The organism is Halomicrobium sp. HArcel3, assembly GCF_058933135.1.
Genome location: NZ_JBZYDN010000004.1, coordinates 79,746 through 95,140 on the forward strand (window position 1 = coordinate 79,746; position 15,395 = coordinate 95,140).

General features: G+C 67.4%; 17 protein-coding genes. 9 read left to right on the plus strand and 8 right to left on the minus strand.

All coding sequences use genetic code 11. The features are described from left to right. Positions 1–15: 15 nt before the first annotated feature. Both AC5FRV_RS12095 and AC5FRV_RS12100 read right to left on the minus strand, forming a co-directional pair. Positions 16–1,500, minus strand: a complete 1,485-nt coding sequence (locus AC5FRV_RS12095) for an HPP family protein (RefSeq protein ID WP_493561348.1) — start codon at positions 1,498–1,500, stop codon at positions 16–18. Positions 1,501–1,608: 108 nt separating this feature from the next. After that, positions 1,609–2,334 carry a nucleoside phosphorylase gene (locus AC5FRV_RS12100; RefSeq protein WP_493561349.1) on the minus strand — a complete coding sequence of 242 codons (726 nt, stop codon included), beginning with the start codon at positions 2,332–2,334 and terminating at the stop codon, positions 1,609–1,611. Positions 2,335–2,644: 310 nt separating this feature from the next. Here AC5FRV_RS12100 and AC5FRV_RS12105 point away from each other — a divergent pair, with 310 nt between their 5' ends. Both AC5FRV_RS12105 and AC5FRV_RS12110 read left to right on the plus strand, forming a co-directional pair. Further along, the gene (locus AC5FRV_RS12105; RefSeq protein ID WP_493561350.1) at positions 2,645–4,171 is read left to right on the plus strand and encodes a hypothetical protein; all 1,527 of its coding nucleotides are present in this window, start codon (positions 2,645–2,647) and stop codon (positions 4,169–4,171) included. A 78-nt stretch (positions 4,172–4,249) separates the two neighbouring features. Next, positions 4,250–4,429 carry a hypothetical protein gene (locus tag AC5FRV_RS12110; protein ID WP_493561351.1) on the plus strand — a complete coding sequence of 60 codons (180 nt, stop codon included), beginning with the start codon at positions 4,250–4,252 and terminating at the stop codon, positions 4,427–4,429. Positions 4,430–4,513: 84 nt separating this feature from the next. On the opposite strand, the gene AC5FRV_RS12115 is transcribed toward AC5FRV_RS12110, so the two are convergent. Further along, the gene (locus AC5FRV_RS12115; RefSeq protein ID WP_493561352.1) at positions 4,514–5,347 is read right to left on the minus strand and encodes a DUF63 family protein; all 834 of its coding nucleotides are present in this window, start codon (positions 5,345–5,347) and stop codon (positions 4,514–4,516) included. Between the two features lie 751 nt (positions 5,348–6,098). On the opposite strand from AC5FRV_RS12115, the gene deoC reads away from it, so the two are divergent. From deoC to AC5FRV_RS12130, 3 genes are all read left to right on the plus strand, one after another. Continuing rightward, positions 6,099–6,746, plus strand: coding sequence for a deoxyribose-phosphate aldolase (deoC, locus tag AC5FRV_RS12120; RefSeq protein WP_493561353.1), 648 nt, complete (start codon positions 6,099–6,101; stop codon positions 6,744–6,746). Positions 6,747–6,832: 86 nt separating this feature from the next. Then, a complete protein-coding gene (locus tag AC5FRV_RS12125) occupies positions 6,833–7,801 on the plus strand; it encodes an aldo/keto reductase (protein WP_493561354.1) in 969 nt (322 codons plus the stop codon). A 63-nt stretch (positions 7,802–7,864) separates the two neighbouring features. Then, on the plus strand, positions 7,865–8,311 hold the full coding sequence (locus AC5FRV_RS12130) for a universal stress protein (RefSeq protein WP_493561355.1): 447 nt from the start codon (positions 7,865–7,867) through the stop codon (positions 8,309–8,311). 30 nt (positions 8,312–8,341) lie between these two features. Here AC5FRV_RS12130 and AC5FRV_RS12135 read toward each other — a convergent pair whose 3' ends face one another. The 5 genes from AC5FRV_RS12135 to AC5FRV_RS12155 form a co-directional block, all read right to left on the minus strand. Then, entirely contained in the window at positions 8,342–8,770 is a 429-nt protein-coding gene (locus AC5FRV_RS12135; protein WP_493561356.1) for a universal stress protein, read from the minus strand. Between the two features lie 356 nt (positions 8,771–9,126). Next, positions 9,127–9,429: a hypothetical protein gene (locus AC5FRV_RS12140; protein ID WP_493561357.1), complete on the minus strand. Its 303-nt coding sequence runs from the start codon at positions 9,427–9,429 to the stop codon at positions 9,127–9,129. Between the two features lie 48 nt (positions 9,430–9,477). After that, positions 9,478–9,750, minus strand: coding sequence for a type II toxin-antitoxin system HicB family antitoxin (locus AC5FRV_RS12145; RefSeq protein ID WP_493561613.1), 273 nt, complete (start codon positions 9,748–9,750; stop codon positions 9,478–9,480). 189 nt (positions 9,751–9,939) lie between these two features. Next, positions 9,940–10,182 carry a hypothetical protein gene (locus AC5FRV_RS12150; protein ID WP_493561358.1) on the minus strand — a complete coding sequence of 81 codons (243 nt, stop codon included), beginning with the start codon at positions 10,180–10,182 and terminating at the stop codon, positions 9,940–9,942. Between the two features lie 83 nt (positions 10,183–10,265). Continuing rightward, entirely contained in the window at positions 10,266–12,137 is a 1,872-nt protein-coding gene (locus AC5FRV_RS12155) for an ATP-binding protein (protein WP_493561359.1), read from the minus strand. A gap of 79 nt (positions 12,138–12,216) precedes the next feature. Between AC5FRV_RS12155 and AC5FRV_RS12160 the strand changes: the two genes are divergently transcribed. The 4 genes from AC5FRV_RS12160 to AC5FRV_RS12175 all read left to right on the plus strand — a co-directional run bounded on the left by AC5FRV_RS12160 (position 12,217) and on the right by AC5FRV_RS12175 (position 15,387). Then, positions 12,217–13,011 (plus strand): endonuclease/exonuclease/phosphatase family protein, encoded by a 795-nt coding sequence (locus AC5FRV_RS12160; RefSeq protein ID WP_493561360.1) that lies wholly within the window; start codon positions 12,217–12,219, stop codon positions 13,009–13,011. Between the two features lie 84 nt (positions 13,012–13,095). Continuing rightward, positions 13,096–13,443: a DUF7113 family protein gene (locus AC5FRV_RS12165; protein WP_493561361.1), complete on the plus strand. Its 348-nt coding sequence runs from the start codon at positions 13,096–13,098 to the stop codon at positions 13,441–13,443. Between the two features lie 61 nt (positions 13,444–13,504). Then, positions 13,505–14,482: an ATP-grasp domain-containing protein gene (locus tag AC5FRV_RS12170; RefSeq protein ID WP_493561362.1), complete on the plus strand. Its 978-nt coding sequence runs from the start codon at positions 13,505–13,507 to the stop codon at positions 14,480–14,482. Then, a complete protein-coding gene (locus AC5FRV_RS12175) occupies positions 14,479–15,387 on the plus strand; it encodes a hypothetical protein (RefSeq protein ID WP_493561363.1) in 909 nt (302 codons plus the stop codon). The genes AC5FRV_RS12170 and AC5FRV_RS12175 overlap by 4 nt, the downstream gene beginning before the upstream one ends. Positions 15,388–15,395: the final 8 nt, after the last annotated feature.

Sequence of the window (15,395 nt, forward strand, 5' to 3'; positions counted from 1 at the left end):
GTCTGGAGACCGCCGCTAGCCGCGGTCGACGATGGCGACGTCGGTGTCGAGGTCGCCCAGCCGTTCGAACGTCGGCGGCGAGACGAAGCGGGAGGCGGCGCTCCGGTCCCGACTCGCGCCGACGAAAACGATGTCGTAGTGGTGGGCGTTCTCTCCGAGGAACTCCAGGATCGGCGAGCGGGAGATGCGGGTCTCGATGGGCCCGCGGAACGGTTCGACCAGGTCGGCGAGCATCTCCTCGGCGTGGCGGAGATTCCCGCTGCCGCCGACGGAGTGACAGACGCTCACGGACCCCGCGTCACGAGCCAGCCGCAGGGAGAACTCGACCATGCTGTGGGCGACGTGGCTCGTCTGTCGGACCGGAACCATCGTCCGGCGCCAGTCGGTCCGGCCGTCGTTCGACCGGTGGACCAGCACGTCGATTTCGCTGGCGAACAGATCATGGACGAACGGCGCGAGGCTCCCCCCACGCTCCCGGTACGGGACGGCGAGGAGGTCACAGCCGGTCGCCCGGGCGGCCTGGAGGATCGTCGCGGCAGCGTCCCCGCGGTCGACCGCGACGACGACCTCACAGGGCACGTCGACGACGGACGCGATCTCGGCGGCCCTGTCTTCGAGGGTCTCGGCCGTCTCGGCGACGGCGCGCTCTGGGTCGGGCTCGGTGTCGCCGGCTGCCGAGGCCCTCTCGTCGCTGTTCGGGCGGTCCGTCGCGAGGGTGACGTCGTCGTGGCGGTCGAGGATCGCTCGCTCGGCCGCGGCCGCGGCCTCGTCTTCGACCACGTCGAGGAGGACGACCTTGCCGGCGTCGTGGGCCGCGGCGAGGCGGGCGCCGAGCATGGCCGTGGCGTGTGCGTGGTCGCCCCGCATCGGCACGAGGACGTGGTCGTCGCCGCTCGTCGACTGGTAGAGGATCGTCGCGCGCTTCTCGTAGAACTCCGTGCGCCAGATCCAGAAGACGACGGCCACGAGCGTCGACGTGAGTCCGACGCTGGTGACGAATGCGAGCTGGGTATCGAGCGGGACGAGCAGGCCCAGCAGCGCCGTCGAGTACGCCGCCGGCTCTTCGACGTCGGAGGCCCAGGTGATCGCGCCCGCCAGGAACACCGCGACAGCCGCGGCGACGACGCTGACGCCGTTTCCGGTGGTCGGTGCGACGATGCCGACCGCGGTGGCGAGCCAGAGCGCGCCCCAGCCACAGCCCGCACCCACCGTCAGCCCCGTGACGAATCGCACCGGTGAGGCGTACTTCCCCCGCGGGTTCGAGAAGAGCGTGTAGGTCCCCGACGCGAGTGGCGGGAACAGGAGAAAGGAGAGCGTCTCGAGGGTGTTCGAGAGGTACGTCACCGTGGCGACGAGCAGCGGAACGAACACCAGCGCGGACAGGCGGACGAGGTTGGACGTTCGCTCGACCCAGGCCCGGAACTCCCGCAGCTCTCGCCGTTCGAACCGACGGGCCCGGCGCGCGAACGACGTCCATCGGTCCCACAGCCGGTCACGCATTGGCTCCCTGTTGGTCGGACGGGCGATAAAAGTCCCGTGGACCGGCGGCGCGGCGGCCGGTCGGCCGGTGTCGGATGGCCGCTCAGTACCTGACGGAGACGGCGCCGTTCAGAGTTCGGTCGTCGCGTCCAGCGCGATGCCGATGGCTCGCTCGACGTTGTTCTTCGCCTTCGGGGGCAGTTCCTCGGCGTCGGTCTCGCCCTTCTGGGTCCCTTCGACGAGGTTGCCGTCGACGGTACAGATAGCGCCGGCGCGCATCCCTTTCCGTCGTGCGAGGGTAAAGAGCGCGGCGGCCTCCATCTCGACGGCGAGCAGGCCGGCGGACTCCCACTCCTCGACGTACTCCTCGGTCTCGGCGTAGAACGCGTCGTCCGTCGCGATGGGGCCGACGTGGACGTCCTCGTCGTTGGCCTCGGCGCCGTCGACCAGTGCGGAGAGAACCTCGTAATCCGAGACGGCTGGCACCGTCGCGTCCTCGTAGCGCTTCGTCGTCCCCTCGTCCTTGGCGGCGCCCGTCGCGACGACCATGTCGCCGATCTCGATACCCGCCTGGAGGGCGCCGGTCGTACCGACGCGCAGGACGGTGTCGACCCCGACAGCCTCCAGTTCCTCGACGGCAATCGCCGCAGACGGCGACCCGATGCCGGTCGAGCAGATCGTCAGCTCTCGTCCCTCGTAGGTCGCGTTGACGACGCGGTACTCGCGGTTCTCGGCGACGACCGTCGAGTCGTCGCACTGGGCCGCGATCCGGTCGACCCGCCCCGGGTCCCCCGGCACGAGCGCGACGTCTGCCAGTTCGCCCGACTCCACGAGCAGGTGCGGTTGTTTCGCCATGACGAATGCGAGGGCGGGCACGCCTTTAAACGTCGATGCTTCGCCGGTATCGCCGGGCGATCTGGTCCCGTATCAGCCTTTCGAATACGCTCGCCGTACTGCGGTTTCTGCTGCTAAGGCGGTGTCAATGAACCGTCTGGTGACCGCTAAGACGACACTAGTCTCGTCCGGCCTGTCGTTTGACTGTCACGGTGTCTCACGCCGGCGCGAGACAGGCCCATCCTATCGATTTCCGGCGAGAAGTATCCCAACGCTGATTTCTCGAACGGTTTTGCCGGTTTATCCGGTCTCAGGCCCTCCCTCGCAGTGCATGCTACGCAAACTAACAGCCGTGCTGGTCGCGGTCGCCGTGATGGCTGCGGTGCCCACCGCAGCGTTGGCCGCGACAGCATCGGACGACGCGCAGGCGTCGAAAGTGACCGTCACAAACGCCCAGGTCGACACGCTGGAGCTGCAGAACTCGTCGGTGGACAACGTGACCATCGAGGAGCTCCACATCGACCAGATGACGGTCGAGAACCAGAGCGACGGGAACGCCTCCGAGCGGACGCTCGGTGACGACGGCACCGTCGTGCTCCACAACGTATCGTTCGACACCCTCTCGCTGGAGAACGCCTCCGCCCAGGGCCTCTCCGTCGGAGCGTCCGACGAGGAAGCGGGTGAGGAAGTGCTCAACGAGACCGAGGGGCTGAACGGTTCTGACGGGGTCAACGAGTCCGACGAGGGCCTCGATCTCAACGAGTCCGACGGCGAGAACGAGTCGAACGCGACGGACGCGATGGGCGTCGGCGCGAACGACACCGTCGTCACGGACGCCGGGACGAACGACAGCGCTCAGACTGGCGACGAGACCGACGTCGGTGACGTCGACAGCGTCACCATCGAGGAGATGCACGTCGAGAGCTTCACCGTCGAGAACCTGAACGTCTCCGAGCAGGAAGGCGACGCCCGGGACGCCGACGGCTTCGTCGACTTCATCAGCAGCCAGTTCGAGGACGAGGAGAACGACAGTGACGCCGCCGGCCTGAACGACACCGAGAACGACTCGGTCGATGTCAGCGCCAACGACACCGGCGCGAACGCCACTGACGCCGGTCTCGACGAGTCCGAAGCCAACGGCACCGACGGCGTCGACGTCGGCGACGACGACACCGAGAACAGCGGTGAACTGGTCGTCGAGAACGTCTCCGTCGGTGACCTCACCGTCGAGCAGATGAACGTCGACACTCTCACTGGCGGGCAGGCCGAGGAGGGCGAGGACACGCTCGGCGACGCCAACGAGACCGAGGCAGGTCTCGACGAGTCCGCCGAGAACGAGTCCGCCGGCACGAACGCCAGCGAGGACGGCGAAGATAGCGCGGCCCAGACGCTCGACAACGTCACAATCGACAGCGCCACCATCGAGACGCTCGACGCCGACACGATGTCGGTCGAGAACGCCTCGCAGGAGTCTGACGAGGCGAACGACACCGCCGGGCTCGCCGAAGACGAGAACGAGTCCGACGCGGGCGTCGACTTCGACGAGACCGAGGAGAACGACACTGACGGCGTCGGTGTCGGCGACGACGCCAACGAGACGGACGCGGGTCTCGACGAGTCCGACGAGAACGGCACCGACGGGATCGGCGTCGGTGACGACGCCAACGACACCGACGTGAACGACACGACCGGTGCGAACGCCACCGACGGCAACGAGTCGGACGACGGCGGTATCTTCGGCATCTTCGGCGGCGACGACAACGAGAGCGCGAACGACACGGACGGGAACGACACGGACGGGAACGACACCGACGGGAACGATTCGGACGGCGGCGGTATCTTCGGGGCGCTGGCGTAATCGACGAGCGGCACGCTGAGGACCCTCCGATCCGGGTCACCCGAACGCATTTTTTCGTTGCCGGAGTACGTCCAGTCGATGCCAAAGCTCGACGTCCAGCTCTGGGTCGACGACCGGACCGACGTGGTGACGTACACCGTCGACGGGGACCTGAAGCGACCCGGCGACGCCATCGAACGCGCGCGAGAGGAGGCCGCCTCGGAGGGATACGCCGAAGTCAATCTGAAGGAAGTGAGTCTTCGAGAGCCGGCCCAGTGAGCGCCCGGTAGCGCGGCGAATTCGGGTGACGTCGGCCGGACCTCAGGTGGCGCCGGTCAGCCGTCAGGCGACGCTGGCCAGCCGTCAGGCGACGCCGGCCAGAAACAGGAAGAGGTTGTTCATCGCCGGGCCCAGACCGACGCCGATGACGGCCAGGAGCACGAGCGTCGCCTCGACAGGGTCCTCGTCGACGTAGCGGTTGAACGCGACGACGACGGCGGCGGAGACGACGAGCTTGACGGCGACGAAGAGCCAGCCCACACCGATGATCTCTGCGGTCGGCAACTGGCCGGCGAACTCCATGATCGCTCGCGGAATCGGCGTCCGTTCGTGGACGCCGATGACGTCCGCGCCCACGGCCGTCGAGACGCCGTCCAGGGCGTGGGCGAAGACGACGACCGGTCCGACGTAGCGCGTCCGGAAGAACACGGGCGTCCGCCAGATACTGATGAGGAATATCGTGACGACAGTGAGCGCCAGCGCGACGACGATGGAGATGGCGGGCCACACCGGGTCGAACGCGCCCAGCCCCATCCCCTGGTAGGCGACCAGCACGAACAACACCGTCAGCACGCCGGTACCGGCAAATCCCATGTTCCGGTGGATGTCGTCGTCTTTCCCGCGGACGATGCCGACCACCGAGAGGACGAGCCAGACGAACCCCGTCACGACGAACGTCGTCAGGTAGACAGACGGCGCGCCGAACAGCGGCGCGTACGTCGGCGTGAACGCGCCGAGCTGGTAGAACGCGTGGAGCGCGCCGCCGATGGCGATCCACGGCGCCATCGCGAGCGCGAGTTTCTGGTCGATCGGGGGTTCGACGGCGAACAGTAGCGCCGAAACGAGGACGCACCCGCCCACGAGGGCCAGGAGGTAGGGCAACGGCGGCAACGCCATCCCGGACGGAAGCACGAGCATGTCCCTGACGGTGTTCCCCGCCGGGGAAAACCTTCCGGCCCGTCCGACGGCCGTCGGACAGTCGCTATCCGTCATCCGTGAACCGTTTGAGAGGGAGTGTCTGTTTCGATTCGGGGTGTCTCAGTGAGCCCTGGCACCAACGACGGCGCACACATCTCGAAAGCCCTCGGCGCGCTCGACTCGCGCGACCCCGCTGCGCGCCGTGGGTGCTTGCGGGGTCGTGCTTCGCCGACCGCGTCTCGCCCTTTCAGTCCTCCAGGGACCGCCGTGCTCGCGCGATGAAACGCGCTCACGATTAGGACCACCAGACCTCCCCGGTCGCGCCTTGCTCACGGCTGGCGCCGTTCGCAGTGAGGTGGCGCTGACGCGCCACCCTCGCGGCGCGACACGCTTCCTGACCGGCCCGCAACCGCCCGGCGGTCGGCCGGGAGGCCGTCTCGTCGGCCGACCAGGGGGAGGGCAGGGCTGCTGTGGTGTGCCGGCCTCGGAGGACTGAAAGGGCGAGGGGGGCTCCGGGAACCCGGGCGAAGCGAGCACCGGAACGGAGTGAGGGGCGCAGCGAGCCCCGGGACCGGAGCGCGCCGAGGGCTTTCGGGCTCTTGTTGTTCCCACAGTTCCCTCCTGCACTCAAATAACAGAACCACATGTTACAGAAGCAATATCGAACGGAACAGAAACACTCACGCGCGGTCCGGAGTCCACGAAACTCACGGGCGGGACGTTTACGGTGGTACCCGACCACTCACCGAGCATGGACGACGTGCCCGCGCGGATCGAACACACGGTGCTGGGGCCGGAGACGGCGTGGAGCGACGTCGAGGAAGTCCTGGACGACGCGCTCGAATACGGCATGCGGGCGTGTATCCCGCCGTGTTACGTCGCCGAGGCGGCAGACTACGCCAACGTGCCCCTGGTGACGGTGATAGACTTTCCACACGGGCAGGGAGCCACCGACGCGGTCTGCGAAGAGGCGCGCCAGGCCTGGAGCGACGGGGCCGAGGAGATAGATATGGTCTGCAACGTCGGCCGACTGCAGTCGAGGGAGGACGAGGCAGTCCGCGAGCACGTCGCGGAGGTCGTCGCCAGCGTGCCGGTGCCGGTGAAGGTCATCGTCGAGGCGCCGCTGCTGACCGACGAGGAGCTCGACCGGGTGGGGAAACTCGTCGCCGAGGCCGACGCCGCGTTCCTCAAGACGGCGACGGGCTTCTCGGAGGGTGGCGCGACGGTCGCGGACGTCGAGCGGCTGGCGACACACCTCCCGGTCAAGGCCAGCGGCGGGATCGGCTCGTGGGACGAGGCGGCGGCCATGTTCGACGCCGGCGCGACGCGCATCGGCGCCTCTAGCGGTGACGTCATCGCCCGCGAGTGGTGCGAGGCGCAGTCGGACGGAGCCCGGTGACGCGGCGTACTGAGCAAATAGTGCCGTACTGAGGGCGATAGCGGGGGAGCCACGACGTTTTTGGGGCCAGGAAGCGGAGTAATCCCATGGAGTATACGACACTCGGTGACACGGGCATGGACGTCAGCCGCATCTGTCTCGGCTGCATGAGCTTCGGCACCGGCCGGGAGTGGATGCTCGACCCCGAGGCGGGCGCGGAACTCGTCGAGCGCGCCATCGAACTGGGTATCAACTTCTTCGACACGGCGAACGTCTACTCGACGGGCGAGTCCGAGGAGATACTCGGCGACGTCCTCGCGGAGTACGACCGCGACGAACAGGTCGTCGCGACGAAGGTGTTCGGCGAGATGGCCGACGCGCCCAACCGGCAGGGCCTCTCGCGGAAGGCCATCGAGCAGGAACTGGCGGACTCGCTGGACCGACTGGGGATGGACACCGTGGACCTCTACCAGATCCACCGCTGGGACTACGACACGCCCATCGAGACGACGCTCCGGGCGCTCGACGACGCCGTCCGTCGGGGGCAGGTCCGGCACCTCGGGGCCTCGTCGATGTGGGCCCACCAGTTCCAGGAGGCCCTGCGCGTCGCAGAGCGGGAGGGGCTCGAACAGTTCTCGACCATGCAGAACCACTACAACGTCGTCTATCGCGAGGAGGAACGGGAGATGGCCCCGCTCTGCGAGCGCGAGAACGTCGGCCTGATCCCGTGGTCCCCGCTGGCCCGCGGCGTCGCCGCGCGTCCCCACGAGGAGGCCGGGTCGACGACCCGCGGCGAGACGGACGAGTACCTGGCGGGGATGCCGTACCTGCAGGGCGGCGGCGAGGCGATCAACGAGCGGATCCAGGAACTGGCCGAGGACCAGGGCGTCTCGATGGCGCAAATTTCGCTGTCGTGGCTGCTCCACCAGGACGCCGTCGACGCGCCCATCGTCGGCATCACGAGCGTCGAGCACCTGGAGGACGCCGCCGAAGCAGTCGACCTGGACCTGTCCGACAGCGACCTCGAGTATCTCGAAGAACCGTACGAACCGCTGCCGGTCGCGGGCCACGAGTAGTCGGCACCGAGCGCGGTCCGGCAACGGCCAACAGTTAAGCGGAACCCGCTGCACGCCCAACGTATGGTTCTGCTCGTCCCCTTCGACGGATCCGACCTCTCGACGGCGGCCCTGCACCGGGCCGCGGAGTTCTCCGAGTACACCGACGAGTCCGTCCTCGCGCTCAGTATCGTCCCCGAAGAACCCGATTACGCCATCGAGCGTGGCTGGATAGACGAGGGGGATCCGTACGACCCCGAGGCCATCGGCCAGCGACTGCGCGGTCAGGTCACGGCCGTCGCGCCCGCCGCGGAGTTCCGCTGTGAGATCCCCGAAGACGTGAGTTCGATGGCGTCGGTGACGACCGACGTCGTCCGGACGATCCGGGAAGTCGCCCACGAGGTCGACGCCTCCATCGTCTTCGTCGGCAGCGAGAACGCTGGCCGGGTCTCGACGCCGGTGTCGAGCGTCGGCGCGCCGGTCTCGGAGGACCCTGGCTACGACGTCCACATCGTTCGCCACGCCGACTGATGGGCCCACGCGGGCCGGCCGATTCGCGACTCAGCGCGTCACCGTGACCGGAACCGGCGAGCGCCTGACGACGTTCTCCGCGACGCTGCCCAGCAGAATGCGGGACATCCCCGAACGGCCGTGGCTTCCCATCACGATCTGGTCGATGCCGTGCTCGCGGGCGTACTCGACGATGGTTCGCGTCGGCTTGCCGACCTCGACGACGCGCTCGACTGCCAACCCGGCGCTCTCTGCCTCGGCCTCGATCTCGTCGAACAGCGACTCGGCCTGTTCTTTCTCCCGCTCGTACCACTCCTCGGAGAAGGACGGGATCGACGCCTGGGCGCTGTAGCCGGCCTCTGCGGGGTTGATCACGTGTAACAGCACGAGCGTCGCGTCGGGGAACTCGCCGACGACGAAGTCCGAGGCCTGGTGAGCCTGCTCCGAGCCGTCGACCGGAACCAGGATGCGTTTTGTCATGCGAACGTATCGCACGCAGGTCGCATTGAAAGTTCCCCTCTGTCAGACCGCTCGACGCTCCGACCGTCCAGTACCTGGACGACGGCACTGGCCGCACCGTGAAAAGATGACTCGGCTCGGAATAAAAATTATTATCGCAAGTTATATCCACGGGTTCACCGAGGTGTCTGCCACAGGCGGAGTCGAGCGAGGTACTCCCTCGTTACGGTCTGCATCAACCAAGACCGCGGAGCGAGTCTCCGACTCGCCGCGGTCCGATTGTCCGCCTGTCTTCCCGACTCGCGAGCGCGCCGCTCGCCGTCTGGTTCTCGTGAGTGCCCTCGAATAACTGTCGCGTGCTCGCCGACGGGCCTCGGTCACGCCTGCTCCCGCGCCGTTGCGACGTGGTCGCGTGCCTCCTCGGGCGTCATCCCCCGGACGCCACACGAACACGACCGGAGCTCCGGGTCGGTCAGTTCGTCAACCTGTTCCTCCCGGGCGCGGACGAGTTCGCCGCTCTCCGCGTCGTAGTCGTAGTACATCCGATAGTTGACCTGCGTTACGCCCTCGATGCGGTGGTCCTCCTCCGGGTCGGGGTTCCTGATGGCGTCCTCGTGCTCGCCCTGCATCTCCTCTTTCCACTGCTGCAGCGTGGCCTCCGGGTCTCGCTCGTCGGTCATGTGGTGGGGATTGCGATATGAGGTGAAAAAGTGCCGGGGAACCTTCGTTTAAGCCAACACGTCCGGTGGTTCCTCGTCACCGGTCGTGTTGTCCGCGGGTTCGATACCGAGCGTCCGGAGTTCCTCGTTGGTCGGCTCACGGCCGATTTCGCCCTTCCGCAGAGCGACCGCATCGTCGAGATTTTCCAGGGCTTCGGTCCGCGTCTCGCCCTGGGTAGTTACCCCGGCTTCGACGTCTATGGCTACCCACCAGCCGCCCTCCTTCGTGAGGCGGATCTCCTGCACCACCCCGTCCTCACCCGAGCGTTTGGAACTCGCTATAGTCGTTCTAGTGCGAACTGTCTGATAAGGATTCGGACGATTGCGCCGCTGGCTCAGGTGACAGCGTCGTGACTGTAGGTCGAGGGTTGGTTCGTGAATTCGAAGAACGAACTGTGAAAGGGGCCGACGTACGATGTCGGTAGTCTCCATCCACCTTTCACCCAGAAATCAGCACGGTAGGAAGACGATCTATCCTCCGCTCTCGTCCAGATTGTCGAGTATTTCGGCCAGGCGCTCTTTGAGCTGTTTTTCTTCCCCAGAGAACTCGCTCTCCCAATCTGAATACAGATCGATCTCGGTGTGCTCGTAGAACCCGTCAGTACGCCGGTCGATCTCCCGGATCATCTCGTTGATCTCTTGATCGTCGTAAACGTCGGTCCCGTGGACGATAACGTCTGTATCTGGCCGGTCTCCTGGCTTTCCATTCGGCATTAGATGACCTTGGGATCGGGTGGGGAGTTAGTACCGCGGGTTTCGTTTCGCGTCCAGTGGAGTCTTCAGAGAACGATTGATCCCTAGTCCCGTCCGTGTCGGGTCAGGCAGTACGGCAGCCCCTGAATCTCCACGGGTTCGGAGTTGTCGGGCGAGTAGACGACCATCTGGCCCTTCTCCATGTAGGGGACCTTCGATTCGAGGTTCGTCGGGATGTTCACCGCCGAGATGGCGTCCTCGTCGCCGAGGTTGAGGACGACCGTCGAGTTGATCTGTTTGAACACCGGGTCGGCGATGTCCTGGGGGTCCTGGGTGATGAGGAACAGCCCCAGCCGTTCTTTCCGGCCCTGTTTCGCGGCCTCGGTGAACTTCCCGATGACCTGGCGGGCCTGGACGTTGTCGGCGCCGGTGAGGAAGTTGTGGGCCTCGTCCATCCCGACGACCAGGGGCGTGTCCTTGATGCGCTGGAAGTTCGGGTTGTTCGAGAGCTTCTCGTCGACGAGCATCGCGGCGAGCGCGAGGACCACGGTGGTCTTCGACCGGGAGTTGTTGACGTGGTACGTCGGGACGCAACTCAACTGGCCGGGGCGGACGAACTGGTCGACCAGATCGGTGATGGGCCGGGCGTCCTGGTCGAAGATGCCGTCGAAGCCATAGGCGCGCCGCTTGATGGCGTCGAAGGTGGCCTCGTGGACCCGTCCCTGTTCGTCGAGTTCCTCCTTGAGGACGGGGTCGTCGAGGAACGTGCGGAACTGGTCGTAGGTCCCGCCGGGGCCGTACTCGCGGCGGAAGCGGTCGAGCAGGAACTGGAGGGCGTTGTACTGGTTGTCGTTGAGCTGGCTGCCGGCGATGAGCCAGGGGTTGTCGTACACCATCGTGAAGGGGATGGTGAACTCGACCTGCTCGGCGCGGTGGTGGCTCGCGGCGTAGTCCGCGCCCTCGACCTTCGGGACGAACGCGGTGGTCTGCTCGTGGCCGCCGTAGGCGATGCCCTCGCGCTCGCAGCGACGCGCGAACTCCTGAGACAGGTCGCCGTCGTCGTGCATCTGGGAGTACTCGTCCTGCGGGTCGAACATGACGACGCAGGGGGCGGCCTCGCGGTTCTCGCCCTCGACGGGGTAGGTCCGCTCGTCGGCGAGGTACTGCCGGAGGACGTTCTTCGAGGCGTGGGTCTTCCCCGACCCCGTGCCGCCCGCGACGAGCGTGTGCCGGAAGACGAGCGGGTCGCCCTCCGAGTAGTCGTCCTTCAGCCGGTAGTCGATGGTCGGCGGTTCGGCGGCGGTCCGGACCTTCTCGCCGCCGACTGAGAGGTGGCCCAGGAACACGCCGTCCTCGGGAATCTTCAGCCCGGTCTTGATCTCGTTCTTGTCGGTGGCCTGCCGAACCACGGTCTCGGGCTTCGGCACGCGGTCGGTCATTCGGCGCTTGAGCCCGTCCTCGTCCTGGTAGAGGACGGCGACGGGTTCGAGTTCGGCCATGAACTTGAAGTCCTGTTCGTCGATACCGCCGGAACGCATCGCCCGGCGGGCGTGGATCTCGGTAGCGTCGTCGGCGCGGAACTCCTGGGCGTACTCCAGGCCGGTGATCCGGCAGAACAGCCGTTCGCCGTCCGGATAGGGCGCCAGCAGGTACTTGCCGATGCGGACGTCCGAGCGGTTGCCGACGGTGACGTAGGCCCGCAGGCAGGTCTCCATCTCGTCCTCGCTGATGGTCAGCCCCTCCGAGGCCGAGAGGACGCCCAGGCCGTGGTCCTGCCCCGTCGCTTCGACGGCGAACTCCTCGAAGTCGTCCGTGGCGGTGTCGTCAGCGGATTCTCGTCCGCCCGGCGCGTCCTCGGCCGCAGTCCGCTGGCTCGCGGGTCCTTCGTCCCCGCTCGCCCCTTCCGAGGGCTCACTCCGTTCGCCCTCGCGGCCGTCGTCGCCCTCAAATTCCGTGAAATCCCCGAGATCGGACATAGGACTGTGCACACGCTCCCCGGACAAACCGGTTTCCCCCGACGACACGCTTACCCTCGTGGCACCGTATTCCACGAGTATGGATCCCCTGCGCGTGATGACGTTCAACGTCCGTCTCGACACGGCGGACGACGGGGACGACGCCTGGCCGAACCGGCGCGATCTGGTCGCCGACACGATCCGGTACCACGCGCCCGACGTGATCGGCCTCCAGGAGCCCTTCGCCCACCAGCTCGACTATCTGGAGGAGGCGCTACCCGGCTACGAGTGGGTCGGCGAATCGCGGCTGGCGACCGACGGCGAGGGCGAACACGCGCCCATCGGCGTTCGGACCGACCGGTTCTCCCTCGTAGATTCGGAGACGTTCTGGCTCTCGGAGACACCCGACGAACCGGGGAGCCGCGGCTGGGACGGCAACCATCCGCGCGTCGCGACCTGGACGCGACTCGACGACGCGACGGCGGAGCGTCCGCTCGTCCACGTGAACACGCACCTCGACAACAGGGGCGAGGTGGCGAGACGCGAGGGCGCGGCGCTCGTCGCGGAACGCGTGCGGGAACTCGCCGACGGAACGACGCCGGTGGTGACGGGCGACCTGAACTGTCTCGCCGGCGAACCCGCACACGCACGACTCGACGGACTGGACCTGGGCGACGGCCGCCAGCTGGAACCCGCCGCCGAGACCGCGACGTTCCGTCACGGGCCCGAAACCACGCGAACCGACTTCCACGAACTCGACCCCGGGCGCAAGATCGACCACGTCTTCGTCCCGTCTGACTGCTCGGTCACCGGGTACGCCGCGCTCACGGACCGCGACGACACCCGCTATCCGTCGGACCACTTGCCCGTGGTGGCCGACGTCGTTCGTCGCTGACCCGTCCGGCCGGGTGTCGGTCGACGCGTCTGGCAAAAAGCTACCGGGGCAACGCTTGTTACGCCTGGTACCATAGCACAAACGATGCTACAGATCAGTGGGAGTGCCGGTGGAACGACGCTGACGGGGACGCTCTACGAGGACGGCGAGCGCGCGCCCTCGTTCCGGGGTGCACCGGAAGAGAACGCCGCGTTCGTCTGGGTCTGCGACGAGTTCTACGCGGTCGCCTCCGGGGGGGCCGTCCAGCGCTTCGGCGACGAAGACGTCCGCGTCGCCTTCGAATCGCCGATGCCCCGGGGGTTCGAGGACCGCGAGCAGGCCGTCGCCGCCGCGAAAGAACACGTCCGGACGCAGTTCGCCCGGGTCGGCGTACCAGCGGCGGACGTCGACGTTACCGTCGAACGGTTCGAAGCGGCCGGCGGCACGGCGTGAGGCGCGGGATAGAACCAGCGAAAGCTCTTTTTATTTTACGGCCGACAGTTCGGATCGATACATGGTGGTCGCGCTTCTAGGAACGCGGGACGATCCACAGGTCCGTTCGGTCGGAGCGGCCCTCGACGACCGGGACGCCGAGTGGGAACTGTGGAACTCGGGAGACTGGCCCGGAGCGGAGCCGGTTTCCCTGTCGGTCGGTTCCGGAACTGGTCCCTCCGAGACAGATTCCCATTCTAACTTCGATTCCGAGACCGCTCCATCGGGGACCCGGACCGTCGTCGGTGAGCCAGTTAATCCGGAACGGATCACGTCGGTGTACCTCCGACGCATCGGCCTCGACCCCCGCGGTCCCGAGTTCGAGGACGACCTGGCCGACCGCCCGTACTCGCTGGTCAACCAGGTCCGGGAGTACCGGGGCCTGGTCACGTCGGTCCTCAGGCACCTCGAATCGCGCGGCGTCCCGGTCGTCAACCCGGTCGCGGCCCAGTCGGTGCACGGACTCAAACCGTACCAGCTCGCCGCGTTCGAGGACGCCGGGATCCCCGTGCCCGACACGCTGGCGACGAACGACCCCGACGCCGCGAGGGCGTTCGTCGAGCGGGTCGACGACGCCGTCTACAAACCCGTCGGCGGCGGCGGGCACGCCCGGTCGATAACGCCGGCTGACCTCGATTCGGACCGTCTCGACCGCCTCGCCAACGCCCCCGTACAGTTCCAGGAACGCGTCGCGGGCGAGAACTACCGCCTGTTCGTCGTCGGCGGCGACGTCGTCGCGACGGGCCACATCCGGAGCGAGGAACTCGACTACCGCCTCGGCGAGCACGAGGTGGACTCGGCGTCGGTCCCGGCGGCCGTCGAACGTGCCGCGGTCCGCGCCGCCGACGTCCTCGACCTGCGCTTCGCGGGCGTCGACGTCATCGAACGGGACGGCGAGTTCGCCGTCCTCGAAGCGAACCCCTCGCCGATGTTCGCCGCCTTCGACGAACGGGCGGGCACCGACGTCGCCGGCCACCTCGCCGCCTTCCTCGACCGATGAGCGACGACGCGGAGGGGACGTTCGGGTTCACGTGGGGCGAGACGGAGGGGCTGGTGTGGTTGCGCGACGACGACGGCAACTACAAGCGCGTCGACCGCGAGTTGCTTGCCGACCTCAGGGCCGTCGCGGCGGGCGAGCGCCGGGTCGCGGACCTCTCCGAGAAGAAGCGCGCGGCCGTCGACCACCTCCGCGAGGCCGACTTTCTCCACTCCGGTGGCTCCGTCACCCGCCACGAGACACCGCCCGGTGTCACGCTCTGGCCGCGGCTCCTGGCTTTCGGCGTCGCGTTCGCCCTGCTCACCGCCTACGTCGGCTACCGGATCCTGATCACCGGCATGCCTGTCGGCACCGGGACGGTACCGAGCCTCGGCGGCGGCGTCGTCGCTGACCTGCTCCTCGCCGTCCCGGTGTTCGTCGCACTCGCGCTCGTTCACGAGGCGGGCCACTACTTCGCCGCCCGCCCGTACTTCCGCCCGTCGCTGGACCTGACGCTCCTCAACGGCGTCTTCCCGGCGTTCGTGACGCGAACGAACGACGCCTGGCGCTGCCCGCGAAGCGTCCGCGTCTGGATCAACCTCGCCGGGCCGTTCCTGGACTGTCTGCAGTGTCTCGTCCTCGCGGCGCTCTCGCTGTTCGTCTTCCCCGCGTCGTACCTGCTCGCCGTCCTCCCCATTTTCGAGTACGTCCGGCTCCTCTTTTCGCTGAACCCTTTCGTCCGCGGCGACGGCTACTGGATGCTGGTCGACTGGTTCGGCGCGACGAACCTCCACACCCGAGGCGTCCGCGACCTGAAGAACCTCGAACCGAGCGTCGGTGCGCTATACGCGACGCTCTCGACGGCCGTCACGCTGTTCGGCCTCGTGATGATGGGATACGTCGCCGCGACCCTCGCCGGCCTCGTGTGAGCGACCGG

What these genes read in the sequence shown, in the direction of transcription:
- AC5FRV_RS12130 (WP_493561355.1), top strand. Translation starts at nt 7,865, where the DNA reads ATGGTTCTGCTCGTCCCCTTCGACGGATCCGACCTCTCGACGGCGGCC.
- AC5FRV_RS12175 (WP_493561363.1), top strand. Translation starts at nt 14,479, where the DNA reads ATGAGCGACGACGCGGAGGGGACGTTCGGGTTCACGTGGGGCGAGACG.
- AC5FRV_RS12160 (WP_493561360.1), top strand. Translation starts at nt 12,217, where the DNA reads ATGGATCCCCTGCGCGTGATGACGTTCAACGTCCGTCTCGACACGGCG.
- AC5FRV_RS12095 (WP_493561348.1), bottom strand. Translation starts at nt 1,500, where the DNA reads ATGCGTGACCGGCTGTGGGACCGATGGACGTCGTTCGCGCGCCGGGCC.
- deoC (WP_493561353.1), top strand. Translation starts at nt 6,099, where the DNA reads ATGGACGACGTGCCCGCGCGGATCGAACACACGGTGCTGGGGCCGGAG.
- AC5FRV_RS12125 (WP_493561354.1), top strand. Translation starts at nt 6,833, where the DNA reads ATGGAGTATACGACACTCGGTGACACGGGCATGGACGTCAGCCGCATC.
- AC5FRV_RS12165 (WP_493561361.1), top strand. Translation starts at nt 13,096, where the DNA reads ATGCTACAGATCAGTGGGAGTGCCGGTGGAACGACGCTGACGGGGACG.
- AC5FRV_RS12150 (WP_493561358.1), bottom strand. Translation starts at nt 10,182, where the DNA reads ATGCCGAATGGAAAGCCAGGAGACCGGCCAGATACAGACGTTATCGTC.
- AC5FRV_RS12135 (WP_493561356.1), bottom strand. Translation starts at nt 8,770, where the DNA reads ATGACAAAACGCATCCTGGTTCCGGTCGACGGCTCGGAGCAGGCTCAC.
- AC5FRV_RS12100 (WP_493561349.1), bottom strand. Translation starts at nt 2,334, where the DNA reads ATGGCGAAACAACCGCACCTGCTCGTGGAGTCGGGCGAACTGGCAGAC.
- AC5FRV_RS12140 (WP_493561357.1), bottom strand. Translation starts at nt 9,429, where the DNA reads ATGACCGACGAGCGAGACCCGGAGGCCACGCTGCAGCAGTGGAAAGAG.
- AC5FRV_RS12105 (WP_493561350.1), top strand. Translation starts at nt 2,645, where the DNA reads ATGCTACGCAAACTAACAGCCGTGCTGGTCGCGGTCGCCGTGATGGCT.
- AC5FRV_RS12115 (WP_493561352.1), bottom strand. Translation starts at nt 5,347, where the DNA reads ATGCTCGTGCTTCCGTCCGGGATGGCGTTGCCGCCGTTGCCCTACCTC.
- AC5FRV_RS12155 (WP_493561359.1), bottom strand. Translation starts at nt 12,137, where the DNA reads ATGTCCGATCTCGGGGATTTCACGGAATTTGAGGGCGACGACGGCCGC.
- AC5FRV_RS12170 (WP_493561362.1), top strand. Translation starts at nt 13,505, where the DNA reads ATGGTGGTCGCGCTTCTAGGAACGCGGGACGATCCACAGGTCCGTTCG.
- AC5FRV_RS12110 (WP_493561351.1), top strand. Translation starts at nt 4,250, where the DNA reads ATGCCAAAGCTCGACGTCCAGCTCTGGGTCGACGACCGGACCGACGTG.